At 61.9% G+C, this 16,948-nt stretch carries 16 protein-coding genes; 11 read left to right on the top strand and 5 right to left on the bottom strand.

Annotation, left to right across the window (positions count from 1 at the left end; genetic code table 11):
• Positions 1–989: 989 nt before the first annotated feature.
• The 4 genes from ACELLULO517_RS16435 to ACELLULO517_RS16420 all read right to left on the bottom strand — a co-directional run bounded on the left by ACELLULO517_RS16435 (position 990) and on the right by ACELLULO517_RS16420 (position 4,988).
• Positions 990–1,502 (bottom strand): hypothetical protein, encoded by a 513-nt coding sequence (locus ACELLULO517_RS16435; protein WP_227308493.1) that lies wholly within the window; start codon positions 1,500–1,502, stop codon positions 990–992.
• A complete protein-coding gene (locus ACELLULO517_RS16430) occupies positions 1,499–2,026 on the bottom strand; it encodes a hypothetical protein (protein WP_227308492.1) in 528 nt (175 codons plus the stop codon). Before ACELLULO517_RS16430 ends, ACELLULO517_RS16435 begins: the two co-directional genes overlap by 4 nt.
• A 573-nt stretch (positions 2,027–2,599) precedes the next feature.
• Positions 2,600–4,312, bottom strand: coding sequence for an alpha-glucosidase/alpha-galactosidase (gene melA, locus ACELLULO517_RS16425; RefSeq protein WP_319796434.1), 1,713 nt, complete (start codon positions 4,310–4,312; stop codon positions 2,600–2,602).
• An 85-nt stretch (positions 4,313–4,397) separates the two neighbouring features.
• Entirely contained in the window at positions 4,398–4,988 is a 591-nt protein-coding gene (locus ACELLULO517_RS16420) for a tyrosine phosphatase family protein (RefSeq protein WP_227308491.1), read from the bottom strand.
• Between the two features lie 158 nt (positions 4,989–5,146).
• Here ACELLULO517_RS16420 and ACELLULO517_RS16415 point away from each other — a divergent pair, with 158 nt between their 5' ends.
• From ACELLULO517_RS16415 to ACELLULO517_RS16380, 8 genes are all read left to right on the top strand, one after another.
• Positions 5,147–5,701 (top strand): GNAT family N-acetyltransferase, encoded by a 555-nt coding sequence (locus tag ACELLULO517_RS16415; RefSeq protein WP_227308490.1) that lies wholly within the window; start codon positions 5,147–5,149, stop codon positions 5,699–5,701.
• Between the two features lie 50 nt (positions 5,702–5,751).
• Positions 5,752–6,636 (top strand): tetratricopeptide repeat protein, encoded by an 885-nt coding sequence (locus tag ACELLULO517_RS16410; protein ID WP_227308489.1) that lies wholly within the window; start codon positions 5,752–5,754, stop codon positions 6,634–6,636.
• A 93-nt stretch (positions 6,637–6,729) separates the two neighbouring features.
• Positions 6,730–7,425: a trypsin-like serine peptidase gene (locus tag ACELLULO517_RS16405; RefSeq protein ID WP_227308488.1), complete on the top strand. Its 696-nt coding sequence runs from the start codon at positions 6,730–6,732 to the stop codon at positions 7,423–7,425.
• A 118-nt stretch (positions 7,426–7,543) separates the two neighbouring features.
• Entirely contained in the window at positions 7,544–8,797 is a 1,254-nt protein-coding gene (locus ACELLULO517_RS16400) for a sarcosine oxidase subunit beta family protein (protein WP_227308487.1), read from the top strand.
• Between the two features lie 20 nt (positions 8,798–8,817).
• Complete coding sequence (locus ACELLULO517_RS16395) at positions 8,818–9,096, top strand: sarcosine oxidase subunit delta (protein WP_227308486.1); 279 nt, start codon at positions 8,818–8,820, stop codon at positions 9,094–9,096.
• On the top strand, positions 9,096–12,152 hold the full coding sequence (locus ACELLULO517_RS16390; RefSeq protein WP_227308485.1) for a sarcosine oxidase subunit alpha family protein: 3,057 nt from the start codon (positions 9,096–9,098) through the stop codon (positions 12,150–12,152). Before ACELLULO517_RS16395 ends, ACELLULO517_RS16390 begins: the two co-directional genes overlap by 1 nt.
• Positions 12,142–12,687 (top strand): sarcosine oxidase subunit gamma, encoded by a 546-nt coding sequence (locus tag ACELLULO517_RS16385; protein WP_227308484.1) that lies wholly within the window; start codon positions 12,142–12,144, stop codon positions 12,685–12,687. The genes ACELLULO517_RS16390 and ACELLULO517_RS16385 overlap by 11 nt, the downstream gene beginning before the upstream one ends.
• 39 nt (positions 12,688–12,726) lie before the next feature.
• Entirely contained in the window at positions 12,727–14,082 is a 1,356-nt protein-coding gene (locus tag ACELLULO517_RS16380; RefSeq protein WP_227308483.1) for an L-serine ammonia-lyase, read from the top strand.
• A gap of 89 nt (positions 14,083–14,171) precedes the next feature.
• On the opposite strand, the gene ACELLULO517_RS16375 is transcribed toward ACELLULO517_RS16380, so the two are convergent.
• Positions 14,172–14,954 carry an N-formylglutamate amidohydrolase gene (locus ACELLULO517_RS16375; protein ID WP_227308482.1) on the bottom strand — a complete coding sequence of 261 codons (783 nt, stop codon included), beginning with the start codon at positions 14,952–14,954 and terminating at the stop codon, positions 14,172–14,174.
• A gap of 110 nt (positions 14,955–15,064) precedes the next feature.
• Between ACELLULO517_RS16375 and ACELLULO517_RS16370 the strand changes: the two genes are divergently transcribed.
• The 3 genes from ACELLULO517_RS16370 to mazF are packed head-to-tail and all read left to right on the top strand — an operon-like array spanning position 15,065 to position 16,941.
• Positions 15,065–16,294, top strand: a complete 1,230-nt coding sequence (locus ACELLULO517_RS16370; RefSeq protein WP_227308481.1) for an aminopeptidase — start codon at positions 15,065–15,067, stop codon at positions 16,292–16,294.
• 57 nt (positions 16,295–16,351) lie between these two features.
• Positions 16,352–16,594 (top strand): AbrB/MazE/SpoVT family DNA-binding domain-containing protein, encoded by a 243-nt coding sequence (locus ACELLULO517_RS16365; protein ID WP_227308480.1) that lies wholly within the window; start codon positions 16,352–16,354, stop codon positions 16,592–16,594.
• Positions 16,588–16,941 carry an endoribonuclease MazF gene (mazF, locus tag ACELLULO517_RS16360; protein WP_227308479.1) on the top strand — a complete coding sequence of 118 codons (354 nt, stop codon included), beginning with the start codon at positions 16,588–16,590 and terminating at the stop codon, positions 16,939–16,941. The genes ACELLULO517_RS16365 and mazF overlap by 7 nt, the downstream gene beginning before the upstream one ends.
• Positions 16,942–16,948: the final 7 nt, after the last annotated feature.

Raw genomic sequence — 16,948 nt, 5'->3', positions numbered from 1 at the left:
ATGGTCGAACCTCACCCTCGACAGACCAGATTGTCGCAAAGCGCTCGCTCAACGGCTCAGTAGCGGTAGTACCTGGCTCATCCTGTTTGAGAGAACGAAACCGAGACGAAAGCGAAGAATGATCCGCCGTTACCATCAGACTGCCCGACCGCTTTTTACGACCAGGACGCCAAAGCTGCAGGCGGATCCATATTCCATGATCGCCGGTTTCATCTGGCGGGAGAAACGCGCGAAAGAGTCAAAGGCCAGAACTTCAGACTCTACCGAGCCAAAGGCCGCCTTAAACGCTCTGCAACGCGTTAACGTATCGCCCACCAAGCTCTCCCCTTGATCTTCAGCCAAAATCTAAATGGCCATCAGTTTCAGCGACTAGGAAGCGCCGCTGCCGGCTAAGAACCCGAATCACACCGGGTCATGTTGAGACGAAGCCTCCGAGACCTAACCTTAATCCCGAACCTTGGGGGGATGATGATTAAAGGTTAACGATTAGTAAAGGATTTTTTGGTCATTTGGCTGGCAGTGCAACATTTTTCTAACCCGATGATGCGCCGCAGCAACAAACTCTCCTCCAGGACTAGGTCTTCAAGACAGAGGTCAATAACTGGCGCTTTTACGCCAAAACTTCCTTGCAAATGCCGAAGCTGAACTGAACGAGGCCGGGCAGAAGCCTGACCAAACTATCGTTTCCGGATCCAAATTCTAGTTAACAAGATATAAATTTTCATAGAATTTATCTTTTATTCTGACATCAAGACAGTTTGAGCAAAGGAAGAGAGCAAGCCTGCCCTTGGCCAAATTGGCCCCACCAAGCAAAGCCCAGCCGACAACTAGGAAAATCAGAACAGCACTCACGATTCGGCATCAAAGGAGACGTTTCATCCAAAAAGCTTCATAAAGGCGACAACTCAGTCGAAGTGCGTGAAATAATAATGTAACAATAGGTAAATTTTATTGTCGCAATGACTTTTTACTCTGCTTTCTCCTCAAGATTAGTGGCTGATGTGTTGGAAATAGCCCCAGCGGGCAACGGCAGGCTCCGATTCGGCCCATTTCCACGTCACATCGTCGCGGCAAGCGGATGTAACGTAAGCTGTCTGTTTGAGGTGAGCACCCTGCCCTTTATCGACCGTGAACAGCACTTCTTTGCAATCCGTCAGCGGGTTATCGATATCGCGCGTCACCTGCACGGTGCCTTGCTCGTTATCGAACATCGGAATTTTATGGACGATCTTCCAGTCCTTGATCTGGCCCGGTTGCATTTCCGAGACCGATAAAAGGATCGCATCCTGCTCGGCATTCTGACGGACCCGGGCGATATATTTCTGTAACTCGTCAACCCCGGCATTGACGCCGACCGCCGTCGCATATCCGACGATCGGGTTGACAGTCACAGCACCCGTCGCACCGCCGGCCACTGCACCGGAAATGGGGCCGACCATGCTGCATCCGCCGAGCAGCAGCGGAATCCCGGGTAGAAAGAAACCAAACCGTCGCGCATTCACTGCAGCGTTCCCCAGCGCGCGACCGCTGGTTCGGCGCTGGCCCAACGCCAGGCCTTGCCGTCGCGGCAGATATCCGTGACGAAGAACTGCCGGTCCGACTGATGCTTATGGATTTGATCGACCGAAAAAACGATCTCCCTGCAGGCCAGGGGAGCGGCACTGATCTCACGGCTGACCGCGACCTCGCCATGGGCATCGGCCTCGATCGGTATGGCATGATCGACGGACCAATGGGCGACCCCTCCTATCGGCAGCGGCCCCGCTACCGACGCGATGCGCTGCTGTTCATCCGCGTGAACCGAACGCTCGACGAAGCCGAGAGCCGTTGCTGCGGCGGCCTGAGTGCCAAGACCGATCGCCGCCGTCACGCTGCCGTTTTTGGTGACTGCGCTCGCAATACCGGCACCGGCCACGCCGGCACCGGCCGAGGTACCTTCGGTCAGAACGGAGCCACAGCCCGATAACGCCAGAAGCCAAGAAACACCTGCCAGCAGAACAGCGCGGGATGACCATGACACTTGCATGCCGGTGTTCTGACCAGATTCTCTTTTGTGGTCAACGCAGCTAACGTCAACATTTCTCCATAAATATTAACCGCTATGTTTCAAGTTGTTCGTTCAATTATAACAAAACCTATTAACGTTTTATACAGACGACCACATGAATAGAATTCCCATCGGAAATTTTCCGTCCCACTCTCTTATAAACTTTTCTATAAAATTGTCTGTGCGACACACAAAGCGATAACGCCGGGGCGCCTACCTGCTAGAGTCTGTCAGGTTTTAATAGATAATTTGTCATCCGCGCACTTGTTGCGCGGACCTACCCGCCGTGGCGCCAGCCGGCCGATCGCTTGCTCCGCCGGGTAGATGCGCGGGTCGGGGTGCGGCCGGCCAGGCCCGCGCACGACAGATTTGGTGGCGTTGCCAACTAAACCTGACGGACTCTAGATTGTATCGGGTTTTGATCGCACCTTGCCGGCCCCTTACGTGCACGGACCAGCAGATAAGCAGGTCAAGCGCCTGCTTGGCGGACTTGCCGCTCAAATCTGGCAGGCGCTGATCCCGCCCCGAACGTCAGGCAACGGTAACCGCCCGTCAGTGCAAAGGCGGAATCAAGCTGCCATGCGCATCGATCAATTGATCGACCATCTGCCAGATCTCATCCAGGCTCAACTCGGCCGCCGTATGAGGGTCGAGCATGGCTGCGTGATAGACATGGTCGCGCCTGCCTGTCAGCGCTGCCTCCACCGTCATCGATTGGACGGCGATATTGGTCTGCATCAGCGCCGCCAATTGTGGCGGCAGCGCGCCGACCGGGATCGGCTGCAAACCATTCGAATCGACCAGGCAGGGCAATTCGACGCAACAACCGTCCGGCAGATTGGTTATCAGCCCGCGATTGGGCACATTGCCGTAGATGACGGCCGGTATTCCACTCTCGATGGCACTGATGATTTGCGTGCCATATTCGATGGAGGGGCGGATATCGAGCGGGAGCGATTTATCAGCCAATCGCTGAGACAGCCTCTCCCAATCAGCAATCTGAGACCGGCAGCGGCGCGGATACTCGTCCAGAGGAATATTGAACGCCTCGATCAAATCGGGCCGATTCCGCTTGATGTACCAAGGCACATATTCGGCGAAATGCTCGCTCGATTCCGTCACAAAATATCCCAAACGTTTCAGCATATCGTAGCGCACGCGGTTATGGGCCGGAACGCGCCCTTCCGCCTGGACCGCATGCAGACGCGGATAGAGGTCTTCCCCGCCAGCCTCGAACCGCAGGTAGAACGCCATGTGATTGATGCCGGCCACGAGATAGCGGATGGAGCCGAGCGGCACCCCTATATCGCGCGCGAGTTCGGCGGCGGTGTGGGGCACGCTATGGCAAAGCCCCACAGTCCGAATAGGCGAAGCGCGGGAGAGCGCCCAGCAGTTCATCGCCATCGGGTTGGTATAATTCAGATGCAACACATTGGGGCAAAGCCGCTCCATCTGCCGGCTCATCTCGATCAGAACCGGGATGGTGCGAAGCGCCCGCATGATCCCGCCGATGCCAAGCGTATCGCCGATGGTCTGGCGCAAGCCGAACCGTGACGGCACCTCGAAATCCGTCAGGGTGGCAGGCTCATAGCCGCCGACCTGGATCATGTTGATGGCGTAGTCGGCCCCCGCCAAAGCTGCCGAAAGATCCAGGGTCGCGTTGATCTCTGCCGGCACGCCGAGTTGCCCGGCGATACGGCGTGCAACATCCTCGGAGGCCTTCAGCCGCCCGGCATTGATATCGTAAAGCCAGATGCGGCTGGCCGACAGATCGGGTCGCAGCAGGATATCGCCCAGGAGATTTTTGGCGAAAACGGTACTACCGGCGCCGATGAAGACGATCTTGGGCCTTGTCAGCGGCCGGTCGCCGCCGGTCGCCGGGCTCTGCGCCAGAAGGCCGATCTCGCTCCGGCTAAGCTCCTGCTCCAGCGCCAGACGCGTCGGCTCCCAGATCGGCAATTCGCCAGGATGGCCGTCCGGTGTCATCGCGCGGAGCGTAATCTTGCCGCTCAGCAATTCGGCAAGCGTTCCGGCCCGGCTGAAATCGAGGATGAAGGCGGCCATGAAGGCGGCGTCGCTCGAAACATCGGGCCTGGGCAATGTCGCCGTGCAACGGGCGATAACCTCATCACCGCGCAGCACCTCGAAGGCGAGGCCCGGACGCAGGTCTTTTCCGATCTGCCAATAGCCCCATCCGCGAACACAGCCCGGAAACTCATAGCCGTCGACGCAACCCCTGATCTTGACCGAAGACAAGTCACTCATCGTCGCTTCCTATCCTTATCTCTTGCCCGATCTTCTGGCCGGGCTGGCCTTCGACCGGAGAGGCTCCCGCCTGGATGATACCCCGCTAGAGATCTAATGGGCTCAGCAATCTGGCGCCTGCAACCTCCCGTCCACGGCCGCCTTTTTCCATGAACTCCGCGACATGCGGGCGCTTTTCGATCTGCAGCCGGTAAAGGGCGAAGGCCGCCGCGACCAGGCTGCCGCGCCGTCCCAGCGCGCGATCGCCGAGCTCGATCATCCGGAGATTAGGCCAGGTTTTTTCCCGCAAGCCGTGAACCTGTTCCAGCACGGCGGCGGCCGCTGTTTCGGGCATCGCCTGGGCAATGATCAGCGCCATGGCGGCGGTCGACCGGGATATGCCGGCATGGCAATGCACCAGAAGCCTCGCCGCCGGCACTTCCGCCTGCATTTGCCTGCCGAAAGCCAGGATAGCCGCGACATCGGCCTCCGACGGCAGGATCATGCCGGGCTGCGGGTCGATGATATCGTGAAAGCGGAGTTCCAGCTTCGCATGCTCACCATATTGGCCGAAAGCCTCCGGCACCGGATGATCGGGGTCGAGGATGGAGAGCACATGCGTCGCCGCCAGGCCCGCATGACTGCCCAGTTCCTCAATGCCGCAAACGGTCATGCCGAAGCGCGGGGTGTCAGTCATTCTGCGGCATCCTCTTTAAACCCTACCGTCAAGCATGGGAGAATTTGGCGCCAGGCACCAGACGAGCCCGGTTCCGGGGTGGTTTGCGCATTGACGACCTCTGGACGCGGAACGTGAAGGTCGGTTGATCGAAACCCAAGGGCCGGGCAAGAGAAGCCATGATTGAGACCGCGCCTGGCCCCTGGCCTGAACTTCGCACGTCACGCCTGCGTCTGCGCTTTTGGGAGGCGCGCGACGCCGCGCCCTTCGCCGCGCAAAACGCGGATGAAGAGACGATGCGTTTCCTTGGGGGGCCAATGACGCGCGCCCAGAGCGACGCTTATATTATAGGTACGCGCGAGCAATGGTCCCGGGACGGATTCGGAAAATGGGTCGTGGAACTGGCCGAGACGGGTGAATTCGTCGGGGCCCTCGGGTTGCAACGCATGCGCTTTGACGCGGATTTCACCCCGGCGGTCGAGATTGCCTGGCGGATGACGCGCAGCTTCTGGGGTCTTGGCTATGCGACCGAAGCCGCCCGCGCCGCCGTCGCTTTCGGGTTCGAGACCCTCAAGCTCGATGAAATCCTGGCCCTGACGGTGCCGCAGAACCTGGCCTCCCGCGCTGTCATGGAGCGCCTGGGCATGCGGCTGAGCAGGGAGTTCGACCATCCGCTACTGCCGCATCCGCATCCGCTTTGTCGCCATGTCCTCTATCGTTTGGGCCAAGGATGAGAGAAACTAGCCTGATTGCCTAGCCTGTCTTTCTCCGGAGCTTAGTCGTCATGGCATCGATTACATTCCCGCCGCAGAGAAAAAAACTCCTGAAAGCCGTCGAACGGCAGTTTATTGGCGCAGGTTGGGCGGTCGACACGACCATCAACGATTTGCGCGACCTCTACGTGGAATGCAACGACCTTCGCTTCATGATCAAATGCATTGACGAAACAAGAATTGATTATGAGAGCGAAGGCAGCATCGTATCCAAGCTGGAGCGGCTTGCACGGGAAGTCCAAAATATACGCAACTTCCCTATTATCGTTGTATTCGATCGCCATTTCCTTTCTGTTCCCCTTGACGGGCTGACAACGCTCGGGATTTTCGCTCTGACTCTTGACGATCTGCCGAGTGTTCTCGAACTTGCTGCTTTCAGCAACAAGATCCCCGAGGGACTCGACGAACGGCAGACTTATCTTGTGCAAAGGAGCATCAATTATGCGACTTGCACCTCTGAACGCTATGCAAATGCAAAAAACTCCGCCGAGGCTATCAAATGGGGTAAAATAGCGGTCACAAACAGTATCGGGTTTAGTCAAGCCCATATGCATCTTTTTAAGATTTTGAAAAATAACCGTGAGTTTGCTGCTGCCGCCGAAATCGGGAAGCTAATCATCGGATTCCGCCCGGACGACCCAACGGTCATTCGCGGTTTGGAGGATCTCGCACTTCAGCGAGGCGACCAAGCCGAGGCAGCCAAGTGGCGAAGGCGTCTTGAGGACCAACCGACGACACCGCGCAGTTTTAATGACATCCTCGCGAAGCAACGAGATCAAAGGGCCCGCTCGGCGCAGCCCTCAGTCGCGGCATCTCCGTCGGAGCCCGAACCACTCCCGGCAAAGTCGGGTCTGGCCCGTCTGCTGGCAGGCCTTCGACGGAGTCCAGATCGGTAGCGAATGCGGACCGGCCTGACCCGATCGCCTGACCTTTATCGGGGGCAGACGAGGATAGTTGAGAATTTCCGACAAAACCGCCAGGTCTGGTCCATGCATCGTCCTATCCTTGCCCTGGCCGCAGCCCTGATCCCGCTTGGCCTATTGCTGGCGGCGCCCGTCCGCGCGCAACCGGTATCCGTCGATCTGGCGGTCCAACCCTGGCGGGCGATCGGGCGTGTGCAAACGGAACTCGGCACCCGCTGCACAGGCTTTCTGATCGCACCAAGCCTGGTCATGACTGCCGCGCATTGCCTGTTCCGGCCCGTGACGGGCCATTACGTGCAGCCGAGTTCGGTGCATTTCCTGTGGCGCTATGACCGTGGGACCTATGCCGATCAGGCCCGCGCGCTGAGTTTCGTCGTCTCGCCCGGCTATGACCCGACGCAGGAATTGCGGACGCTCGGCCTCGACCGCGCCTTTTTGACGCTGGACCATCCGATCGGCGATGACGCCGACAGCGTGCGATTCGCGCCAGCCTTGCCGCCCGTGGGCGCCCCCCTGCTCCTCGGCGGCTACAACCGCGACCATGACGAGATCCTGCAAGTGGACCGCTGCCGCCTGCTGGGCTTCCGGGTCGATCAGGGCGGACATCGGCTGCTGATGGATGACTGCCACGGCGAGCCCGGCACCAGCGGCGCGGCGCTGTTCACGCAATTGGCGGACGGGTCCTGGGGCGTGGTCGGCTTGTCAGTCGCCAGTACCGGCCGCCGCCATATCAAAGGCCTGGCCGAACCCCTGGCCCCCTAGCTTGCCTCTTGTCGGCGTCCGTCGCCTTCGTTCAAATCTACAGGCACCTGCGTTCTGGCTGCCGTGCGGCGGTCAGCGCACCTCTAATGCACCTCGCGCATAGAAACGATCGGCCCATATGGAACGCTTCTCTGGCCTATCCCTGCTTCGTCATGCTCTCGGCGGCCATCAAGGATGGAAACCCTTCTGGCGTGAGCCGGAGCCGAAGGCTGAATATGACGCGGTCATCGTCGGTGGTGGCGGCCACGGCATGGGCGCGGCCTATTACCTCGCGAAAGAACACGGCCTGCGCAATATCGCGGTGCTGGACAAGGGCTGGCTGGGCGGCGGCAATACGGGCCGCAACACCACCATCATCCGCTCCAATTATCTATTCCCCGAAAGTGCGGCGCTGTACGATCACGCGCTCAAGATCTGGGAAACGCTGTCCCAGGACCTGAATTACAACACCATGTTCTCGCCGCGCGGCGTGCTGATGCTGGCGCATACGGTGCATGACGTGCAGGTCTTCAAGCGCCATGTCTTCGCCAATCAGGCGGCCGGCGTGGATAACGAGTGGCTGACGGCGGAAGAGTGCAAGGCCTATTGCCCGGCGCTGAATATCTCCCAGAACATCCGCTATCCGGTCGTGGGCGGCGCGCTTCAGCGCCGTGGCGGCACGGCGCGGCATGATGCGGTGGTCTGGGGCTATGCCCGCGCGGCGGACGCGATGGGCGTCGATATCATTCAAAACTGCGCGGTCACCGGCATCCGGCGCGATGCCTCTGGCGCGGTCGAAGGGGTGGAGACCGAGCGCGGCTTCATCCGCACCAAAAAGGTCGGCGTTTCGGCCGCCGGCAATACCTCCGTCGTCATGTCCATGGCCGGGCTGCGTATGCCGCTGGAAAGTTTTCCGCTTCAGGCCCTGGTGTCTGAGCCCGTGAAGCCGGATTTCCCCTGCGTCGTCATGTCCAACACCATCCACGCCTATATCAGCCAGTCCGATAAGGGCGAGATGGTGATCGGCGCCGGCACCGACGCCTATACCAGCTATACGCAGCGCGGCGGATTGCATATCGCGAGCCATACGCTGGATGCGATCTGCGAGTTGGTGCCCATGTACCGGCGCCTGCGGATGCTGCGCAACTGGGGCGGCATTGTCGATACAACGCCGGACCGCTCGCCCATCATCTCAAAAACGCCGGTCAAGGGACTTTACGTCAATTGCGGCTGGGGCACCGGTGGTTTCAAGGCGACGCCGGGCTCGGCCAATCTGTTTGCGCATACGATCGCGAAGGATGAGCCGCATCCGATCAACGCACCTTTCAGCCTGGACCGCTTCGTGACCGGCCGCTTCATCGACGAAGCCGCCGCCGCGGCCGTCGCGCATTGATCGCATAGGGAGCCGGAACCATGCTGATTATCCCCTGCCCCCATTGCGGCCCCCGGCCGGAACTGGAATTCCGCTACGGCGGCCAGGCGCATATCGCGCGCCCTGTTGACCCGTCTCCCCTCAGCGATGAGGAATGGGCGTCCTTCCTGTACAGCCGCGACAATGAGCGCGGCATCCACGCCGAGCGCTGGCGCCATATCCACGGCTGCGCGCGTTTCTTCAATGTGGTGCGCGACACGACGACCGACCAGATCCTTGCCAGTTACAAGACCGGCGAATTTCGCCCCGAGGCGGTGTGATGCCTGATTCTCTCGCACCCAATCTCAGCGTGGCAGCCGTGAACGAGCCTTTCCGAACCCGATCCGGTGGGCGCATTGACCGCGCAAAGCCTTTGTCCTTCAGCTTCGACGGGCAGACCTATTCCGGCGTCGCCGGCGATACGCTGGCTTCCGCCCTGCTGGCGCATGGCGTGCATCTGATGGGCCGGTCCTTCAAATACCATCGCCCGCGCGGCGTGATGACGGCGGGATCGGACGAGCCGAATGCGCTGGTCACGGTCAGCCGCGACGCCGGGCGGACGGCACCCAATCTGCGCGCGACGCAGGTGGAACTGTATGAAGGGCTGAGCGCCATCAGCCAGAACCGCTTTCCCAGCCTGCAATTCGATGTCGGCGGCATCAACGACCATTTCGCCGCCCTGCTGCCGGCCGGCTTCTACTACAAGACATTCATGTGGCCGCGCAGCTTCTGGGACCGCGTTTACGAGCCGGTGATCCGCGCCTCCGCCGGCCTGGGCAAAGTGCCGACCGCACCGGACCCGGACCGCTATCTGCAGCGCAACGCACACTGCGAAGTCTTGGTGATCGGCGCCGGCCCGGCTGGCCTGACGGCGGCACTCGCCGCCGCCGAATCCGGCCTGCGCGTCATCCTGTGTGACGAGCAGAGCGAGCTGGGTGGTTCCCTGCTCGCCGACACGACATCGATGATCGCGGGTAAGCCTGCTCGGGTCTGGCTGACGGAGACGCTGGCTGAACTGGCGACCTTCAGCAATGTGACGCTGCTGCCGCGCACCACGGGTTTCGGCTATTACCCGCATAATCATGTCGGCCTGGTCGAGCGCGTGACCGATCATCTGGCGAGCCCGGACAGCGCCCAGCCGCGTGAGCGGATGTGGCAGGTGCGGGCGAAGGAGGTTGTGCTCGCGACCGGCGCTTTCGAGCGTCCGCTGACCTTCCCCGAGAATGACCGCCCCGGCATCATGCTGGCCGATGCGGCGACAACCTTCGTCAACCGCTACGGCGTGAAGCCGGGCAAGCGCGCCGTCATCGCCGCCGCCAATGACAGCGGCTATCGCGCGGCGCTCGCCTTGGCCGAAGCCGGTGTCGAGATCGCGATGATCGCCGATCTGCGCCGCAACCCGAGCGGCTCCGGTTACGACGCGGCCCGCCGCGCCGGTCTGTCCATTGAAACCGGAAAAACTATCGCCGGCACGTCCGGCAAGATGCGCGTCGATGGCGCGTCCATCGCCTCCGTCGGCGAAGACGGCAAGGTCTGGAACACGCAGGATATCGGCTGTGACCTGCTGCTGATGGCCGGCGGCTGGACGCCGACCCTGCATCTGTATTCGCAATCTCTCTCTAAATTAAAGTGGGATGACGCCATCCAGGCCTATGTGCCGGGTGCCGTCGCGGCGTCCCAGGCCTTGCGTGCGGCCGGTGCCGCCAGTGGCGCCTATGGGCTGGACGCGGCGCTGAGCACCGGTTTCAAGGCCGGCGCCGAGGCTGCCGTCGCGGCCGGTGGCGACGGCGTCACGACGCGGGTTTTCGTCACCATCAGCGCTGAGGCCGATGCCTCCACATTCCTCGGCGCGATGCCGCATAACCGGGACGCCAATCGCGTCCGCGCCTTCGTCGATTTCCAGAATGACAGCACGGCGAAGGACCTGAAGCTGGCGGTGCGCGAAGGCTTCCGTTCCGTCGAGCACGCCAAGCGCTATACCACGACCGGCATGGCGACCGATCAGGGCAAGACCAGCAATATGCCCATGCTGGGCGTGATGGCGCAGGCCCAGGGCAAGACCATCCCCGAGATCGGTTTCACCACCTTCCGTCCGCCCTTTACGCCGACGACCTTCGGCAATTTCGCCGGCGCCGCGCGCGGCGATCTGTTCGACCCCATCCGCCGCACCGCCATCCATCACTGGGCCGAAGGCCAGGGCGCGGTCTTCGAGGATGTCGGGCAATGGAAGCGCGCGCGGTATTTCCCCCGCCAGGGAGAAGACATGCACGCGGCCGTCGCACGCGAATGCAAGGCCGTGCGCAGCGCGCTCGGCATTTTCGATGCCTCCACCCTCGGCAAGATCGAAGTCGTGGGGCCGGACGCGGCCGAATTCATGAACCGTATGTATATCAACCCCTGGACCAAGCTCGGCGTCGGGCGTTGCCGCTACGGCGTGATGCTGCGGGAGGACGGGTTTGTCTATGATGACGGCGTCGTCGGCCGCATCGCCGAAGATCGCTTCCATGTCACCACCACGACCGGTGGCGCGGCCTCCGTGCTGAACATGATGGAGGATTACCTTCAGACCGAATGGCCGGGCCTGAATGTCTGGCTGACCTCGGCGACCGAACAATGGGCGGTGATCGCCCTGCAGGGGCCGAAGGCGCGTGAGGTGCTTGCCCCCTTCGTGGAGGGGATTGACCTGTCACCTGCGGCCTTCCCGCATATGGCAATCGCCGAAGGCCGCATTTGCGGTGTGAAGACCCGCCTGTTCCGCGTCAGCTTCACCGGCGAACTCGGTTTTGAAATCAACGTACCGCCCAGCGCCGCGCGCCGCGTGTGGGAAGCGCTTTATGCCGAAGGCCGCAAGCATAGCATCACGCCTTACGGCACCGAGACGATGCATGTGCTGCGCGCCGAAAAGGGCTTTATCATCGTGGGCCAGGAGACGGACGGCACGGCGACGCCCGATGACGTCGGTCTGACCTGGGCCATTGGCAAGGCAAAGAAGGATTTCGTCGGCAAGCGCTCCCTCGCCCGTCCGGGCATGACGGACCCGAAGCGCAAGCAGTTGGTCGGCCTGCTCTCGGTCGACAATCGCACCGTTCTGGAGGAAGGCGCGCAGATCGTCGCCGACCCGAAGCAGCCCAAGCCGATGACGGTGCTGGGCCATGTGACCTCCTCCTATATGAGCGCGGCCCTCGGCCATCCGATAGCGCTGGCACTCGTCGAAGCCGGACGCAGCCGCATGGGCGAGACCCTTCAAGTATTGGTGCCTGGGAAAGGCTCCGTCGCCGTCAAACTCGTCTCGCCTGTCTTCTATGACGCTGAGGGAGCAAGCCTCGATGCTGTCTGATATTGTCGAGACCACCGCGATCGACGCCGATGGCGTCCGTCTGGAAACGCTACCCGCCTTCGGTCGCTTGAATTTCCGTGGCCGTGCGGGTGCCGTCGCTGCCATGAGCGAGGCTTTCGGTCTCGCTCTGCCCGAGGCGTCCTGCCGCGCCGCGATTGCCGGCAGCCGGGCGGCCCTATGGCTCGGCCCCGACGAGTGGTTGCTGCTGATGCTGCCCACCGAGACGGATGCCGTCATCGCAGCGGCGGCGTCCGCGCTCGCCGGTCTGCCGCATAGCCTGGTCGATATTTCCGAACGTCAATACGCGCTGGGCCTGTCCGGCCGCTTGGCCGCCACCGTGCTGGCGGGCGGTAATCCGCTGGATTTCGACCTCAGCACCTTTCCGGTCGGCATGTGCACGCGGACCATCATGGGCAAGGCGGAACTCGCGATCTGGCGGACCGAGCCCGACCGTTTCCATATCGAGGTCTGGCGCAGCTTCGCGCCCTATATCCGCGGGTTTCTACGCGAGCATATGCGCGAATTCGGCGCCTGAGCTTGCTGGCTGCTTCTGTCTTCTGACTGGATTGGCCTCATGATCAGCGTTTTTGATCTTTTTAAGATCGGCATCGGCCCTTCCTCCTCCCATACCGTGGGGCCGATGAAGGCCGCCGTCGCTTTCGTCTCTGCCCTGCCGCGCCTGCCCGCGCGGATCGAGGTACGGCTGCTGGGGTCCCTCGCCTGGACCGGAAAAGGCCATGCGACCGATACCGCCGTCATGCTGGGCCTGGCTGGCGAAAAGCCCGATACCGTCACCGCCGAAGCCGCGCGTCGTATCATCAACGATGCGCGCGGCGCCTATCGCCTGCCGCTCGGCACGCAGATGATCGCATTCGACCCTGCCCGCGACATCATCTTCGATACCGAGGCCGAGACGCCGGTCCATGCCAATACGATGGTGCTGACGGCGCTGGACGCTGACGACCGCGTGCTGCTGGCTGAGCGATGGTGTTCCGTCGGTGGCGGCTTCATCGCCCGCGAGCATGAGGTGGGTGCGGCTTTCGAGGATGGCGCGGTGCCCTTGCCCTATCCTTTTACCAATGGCGACGAGATGCTGCGCATGGGTGAAGCGGCCGGCCTCTCCGTCGCCGGGATGATGTGGGAAAACGAACGCGCGCGCTTGCCACAGGCCGAGATCGAGCGCCGGCTGGACGCGATTATCGCGGTGATGATGGATTGCATCGATCGCGGCATGGAAGGCGAAGGCGAATTGCCGGGCGGGCTGAAGGTCCGCCGCCGCGCCCGCGCGCTGCTGGGCCGGATCGACGCCGCCGCGCGCAGCAATATCCCCTCCCCGCACAGCATGATGGACCGCGTCAGCCTCTATGCCATTGCGGTGAATGAGGAGAATGCCGCCGGCGGGCGTGTGGTGACGGCGCCGACCAATGGCGCGGCCGGCGTGGTGCCGGCGGTGCTGCGCCATTACCGCGACCATTATCCGGACGGATCGCTGGAAGGGATGCGGGATTTTCTGCTGACGGCGGCGGCGATCGGCGCTTTATTCAAGATCAACGCTTCCATCTCCGGCGCGGAAATGGGCTGCCAGGGTGAAGTGGGTGTTGCCTGCTCCATGGCCGCCGCTGGGCTGACGGCGGCCCTCGGCGGTTCCATCCTGCAGGTGGAGAACGCGGCCGAGATCGGCATGGAGCATCACCTGGGCATGACCTGCGACCCGGTGGCGGGGCTGGTGCAGATTCCCTGCATCGAGCGCAACGCCTTCGGCGCCATCAAGGCCATCAACGCCGCCTCACTCTCGCTGCACGGCGATGGTACGCATCGCATTTCTCTGGATCAGGTGATCGCGACGATGCGCCAGACCGGCATGGATATGCAGTCGAAATATAAGGAGACCTCGCTCGGCGGTCTCGCTGTGAATTTCACGGAGTGTTAGGCACCCTGACGGCGTTCAGGCGCTACGCGGGGTAGGTCCGCGCAACAAGTGCGCGGATGAGCCATAAAACCCCGCAGATGACGATCCAATCAAACGCTCGCCTGAAACTCCGCCCAGACCCTGGGCAATAGACGGATCAACCTTTCCGCCCATTCCGCCTGGCCGGCTTCCGTCGCGATCAGGTCCTGGCGGATTTCCAGTTCCAGATAAGGCAGGCGCCGACGCTCGGCATGAACCGGGATGGTGTAGTCGGTCAGGTCGCTGACGAAATAAGGCTCGTTATCGCCGATGACGAGGCCGCCTTCCTCCTCCAGCATCCGCTTCAGGATCAGGGACATGCGCGCGTCGCGGTTATACAGCAGCCCGGCGTGCCAGGGCCGCACCTCACCCTTATAGACCGGCGTGAAGCTATGGACGGCGATGATGGCGGTCCTCTGCCCGCTCGACAGACGGGCGTCGAGCGCGGCCGTAATCGCATCATGATAGGGCTGGAAAATCTCGACCTGCCGGGCCAGGCGCTGGTCATCCGTCAGCCCGATATTGCCGGGGATTTCCGTCGTCTCGCTGATCTCAGGGATGGAACTCGGCACCGAAGGGTCCCGGTTGCAGTCGATCACCAGCCGCGAATAAACCTGCCGGATCAGCGTCGCGTCCAGCGCATCGGCCAAGCGGAGTGCGACCGCGCGCGCGCCGATATCATAGGCGATATGGCGCTGCATCTCGGCGTCCGAAACACCAAGCTGGCCGAGCTTGAGCGGAATACGCCGCCCGGCATGATCGCAGGTCAGGAACAGATCGGAGGTCCCTTGCGCGTGGTCGATGACCACGGGGGCGGGTTCGTCGTCTGAAAGCAGAATCGTGGCGTCATTCATGCGCAGAGCATAGCCGGCATGGGCGCGCGCGTCAGCCCTGGGGACAGCCTATGACTTGACCGCAGGCCGATTTGGTTCTGACCTTGGGTCGCGTCATTGAGGATTGCGTCATGGATTTTGAAACCAAGCTCGACCGTCTGGCCGAAGTCGCCGTGAAGACGGGGCTGGGCCTGCGTCCCGGCCAGGAACTGGTGATGACGGCGCCGCTGGACAGCCTGCCGCTGGCGCGCCTGATCACCCGCCACGCCTATAAGGCCGGCGCGTCTCTGGTCACGACATTCTATGGCGACGATCAGGCGACGCTCGCACGATTCGAACTGGGTGCGGCCGAGAGTTTCGACACCGCCCCCGCCTGGCTGTTCGAAGGCATGGCCAAGGCCTACGGCGCCGGCGCCGCACGGCTTGCGATTTCGGGCGAGGACCCGGCGCTGCTGGCGGGCCAGGACGCCGACAAGGTCAGCCGTGCCAATCGCGCGCGGTCCAAAGCCTATCAGCCGGCGCTGCAGCATATCGTCGATTTCCATATCAATTGGAGCATCGTCTCCTTCGCCAGCGCGGCCTGGGCGAGGATGGTCTTCCCCGACGCCACCGAATCGGACGCCGTGATGAAGCTGTGGGACGCGATCTTCGCGGCCTCCCGCGTCGATCAGGCCGACCCGGTCGCGGCCTGGGCCGCGCATAACGCGCGCCTGCATGACCGCAAGACCTTCCTGAACGAGAAGCGCTTCTCGGCTTTGCGCTTCCGGGGCCCAGGCACCGACCTGACGGTGGGCCTGGCCGATGACCACGAATGGGCCGGCGGCTCGGAAAAGGCGCGCAACGGCATCACCTGCAACCCGAATATCCCGACCGAGGAGGTGTTCACCACGCCCCATGCGCGGCGGGTGGACGGGTTTGTCCGCAGCACCAAGCCGCTATCCTATCAGGGCACGCTGATCGAGGATATCGCGGTGCGTTTCGAGGGTGGGCGCATCGTCGAAGCCCGTGCGCGCACGGGCGAGGCCGTGCTGCAGAAGGTGCTGGAGACCGATGCCGGCGCGTCCCGCCTCGGCGAAGTGGCACTGGTGCCGCATTCATCCCCGATCTCGCAAAGCGGCATCCTGTTCTATAACACGCTGTATGATGAGAACGCGGCCTGCCATATCGCGCTGGGGCAGGCCTATAACAAATGCATCATCGATTTCGAGAATAAGTCCGAGGAGCAGTTGGTCGAGGCCGGGGCCAATCGCAGCCTGATCCATATCGACTGGATGATCGGCTCGGGCGAGATCGATATCGACGGGGTTTCCGCCTCCGGCGAAACCGAGGCCGTGATGCGCGCGGGTGAATGGGCTATTTGAGCCGGGCCAAGCCGGAATGTATCGACATATGTCGATACATTCTCCTATATTGCCCTCATGAAAGTTCTCGTCAAGAAATGGGGCAATAGCGCGGCTGTGCGCATTCCCGCGCCAGTGATGGCAGCGATGTCGTTGCAACTCGACCAAATCGTCGATGTCCGCGAGGAAGAGGGCCGCATCATCATCGAACCCGTGCCGCAGTCGGCAGTCACGCTGGACTCGCTGCTCGATCAAATCACGGCGGACAATATACCCGATGACGTCGATTTCGGACGGCCCGTCGGGGGAGAGTTTTGGTAACGCCCGTCTACACCCCTGCGCGTGGTGATATCGTCTGGCTGAACTTTGACCCGCAAGCAGGGCACGAACAGGCGGGCCATCGGCCGGCCCTGGTGCTGTCGTCACACCGCTATAATCGGCTGCGCGGCATGATGGTGTGCTGCCCTTTGACCACGCGCATCAAAGGCTATCCATTCGAAGTGTTCGTTGCCGGTGACCCTCCCTCGGTCGTCCTGGCAGATCAAATCAAAAACCTGGACTGGCGCGCCCGGCAGGCAAGTTTGAAGGGTCGGGCGTCCCCGCAGGTATTGGCCGAGGTCGAGACGAAAATCAGGGCGCTATTGGGTTTTGAGCCAATAGCCCCCTGAAGGCCAG

Origin of the sequence: Acidisoma cellulosilyticum (assembly GCF_020621385.1) — a bacterium.
Taxonomy (GTDB): domain Bacteria; phylum Pseudomonadota; class Alphaproteobacteria; order Acetobacterales; family Acetobacteraceae; genus Acidisoma; species Acidisoma cellulosilyticum.
This window is presented reverse-complemented; position numbering and strand designations above follow the sequence as displayed.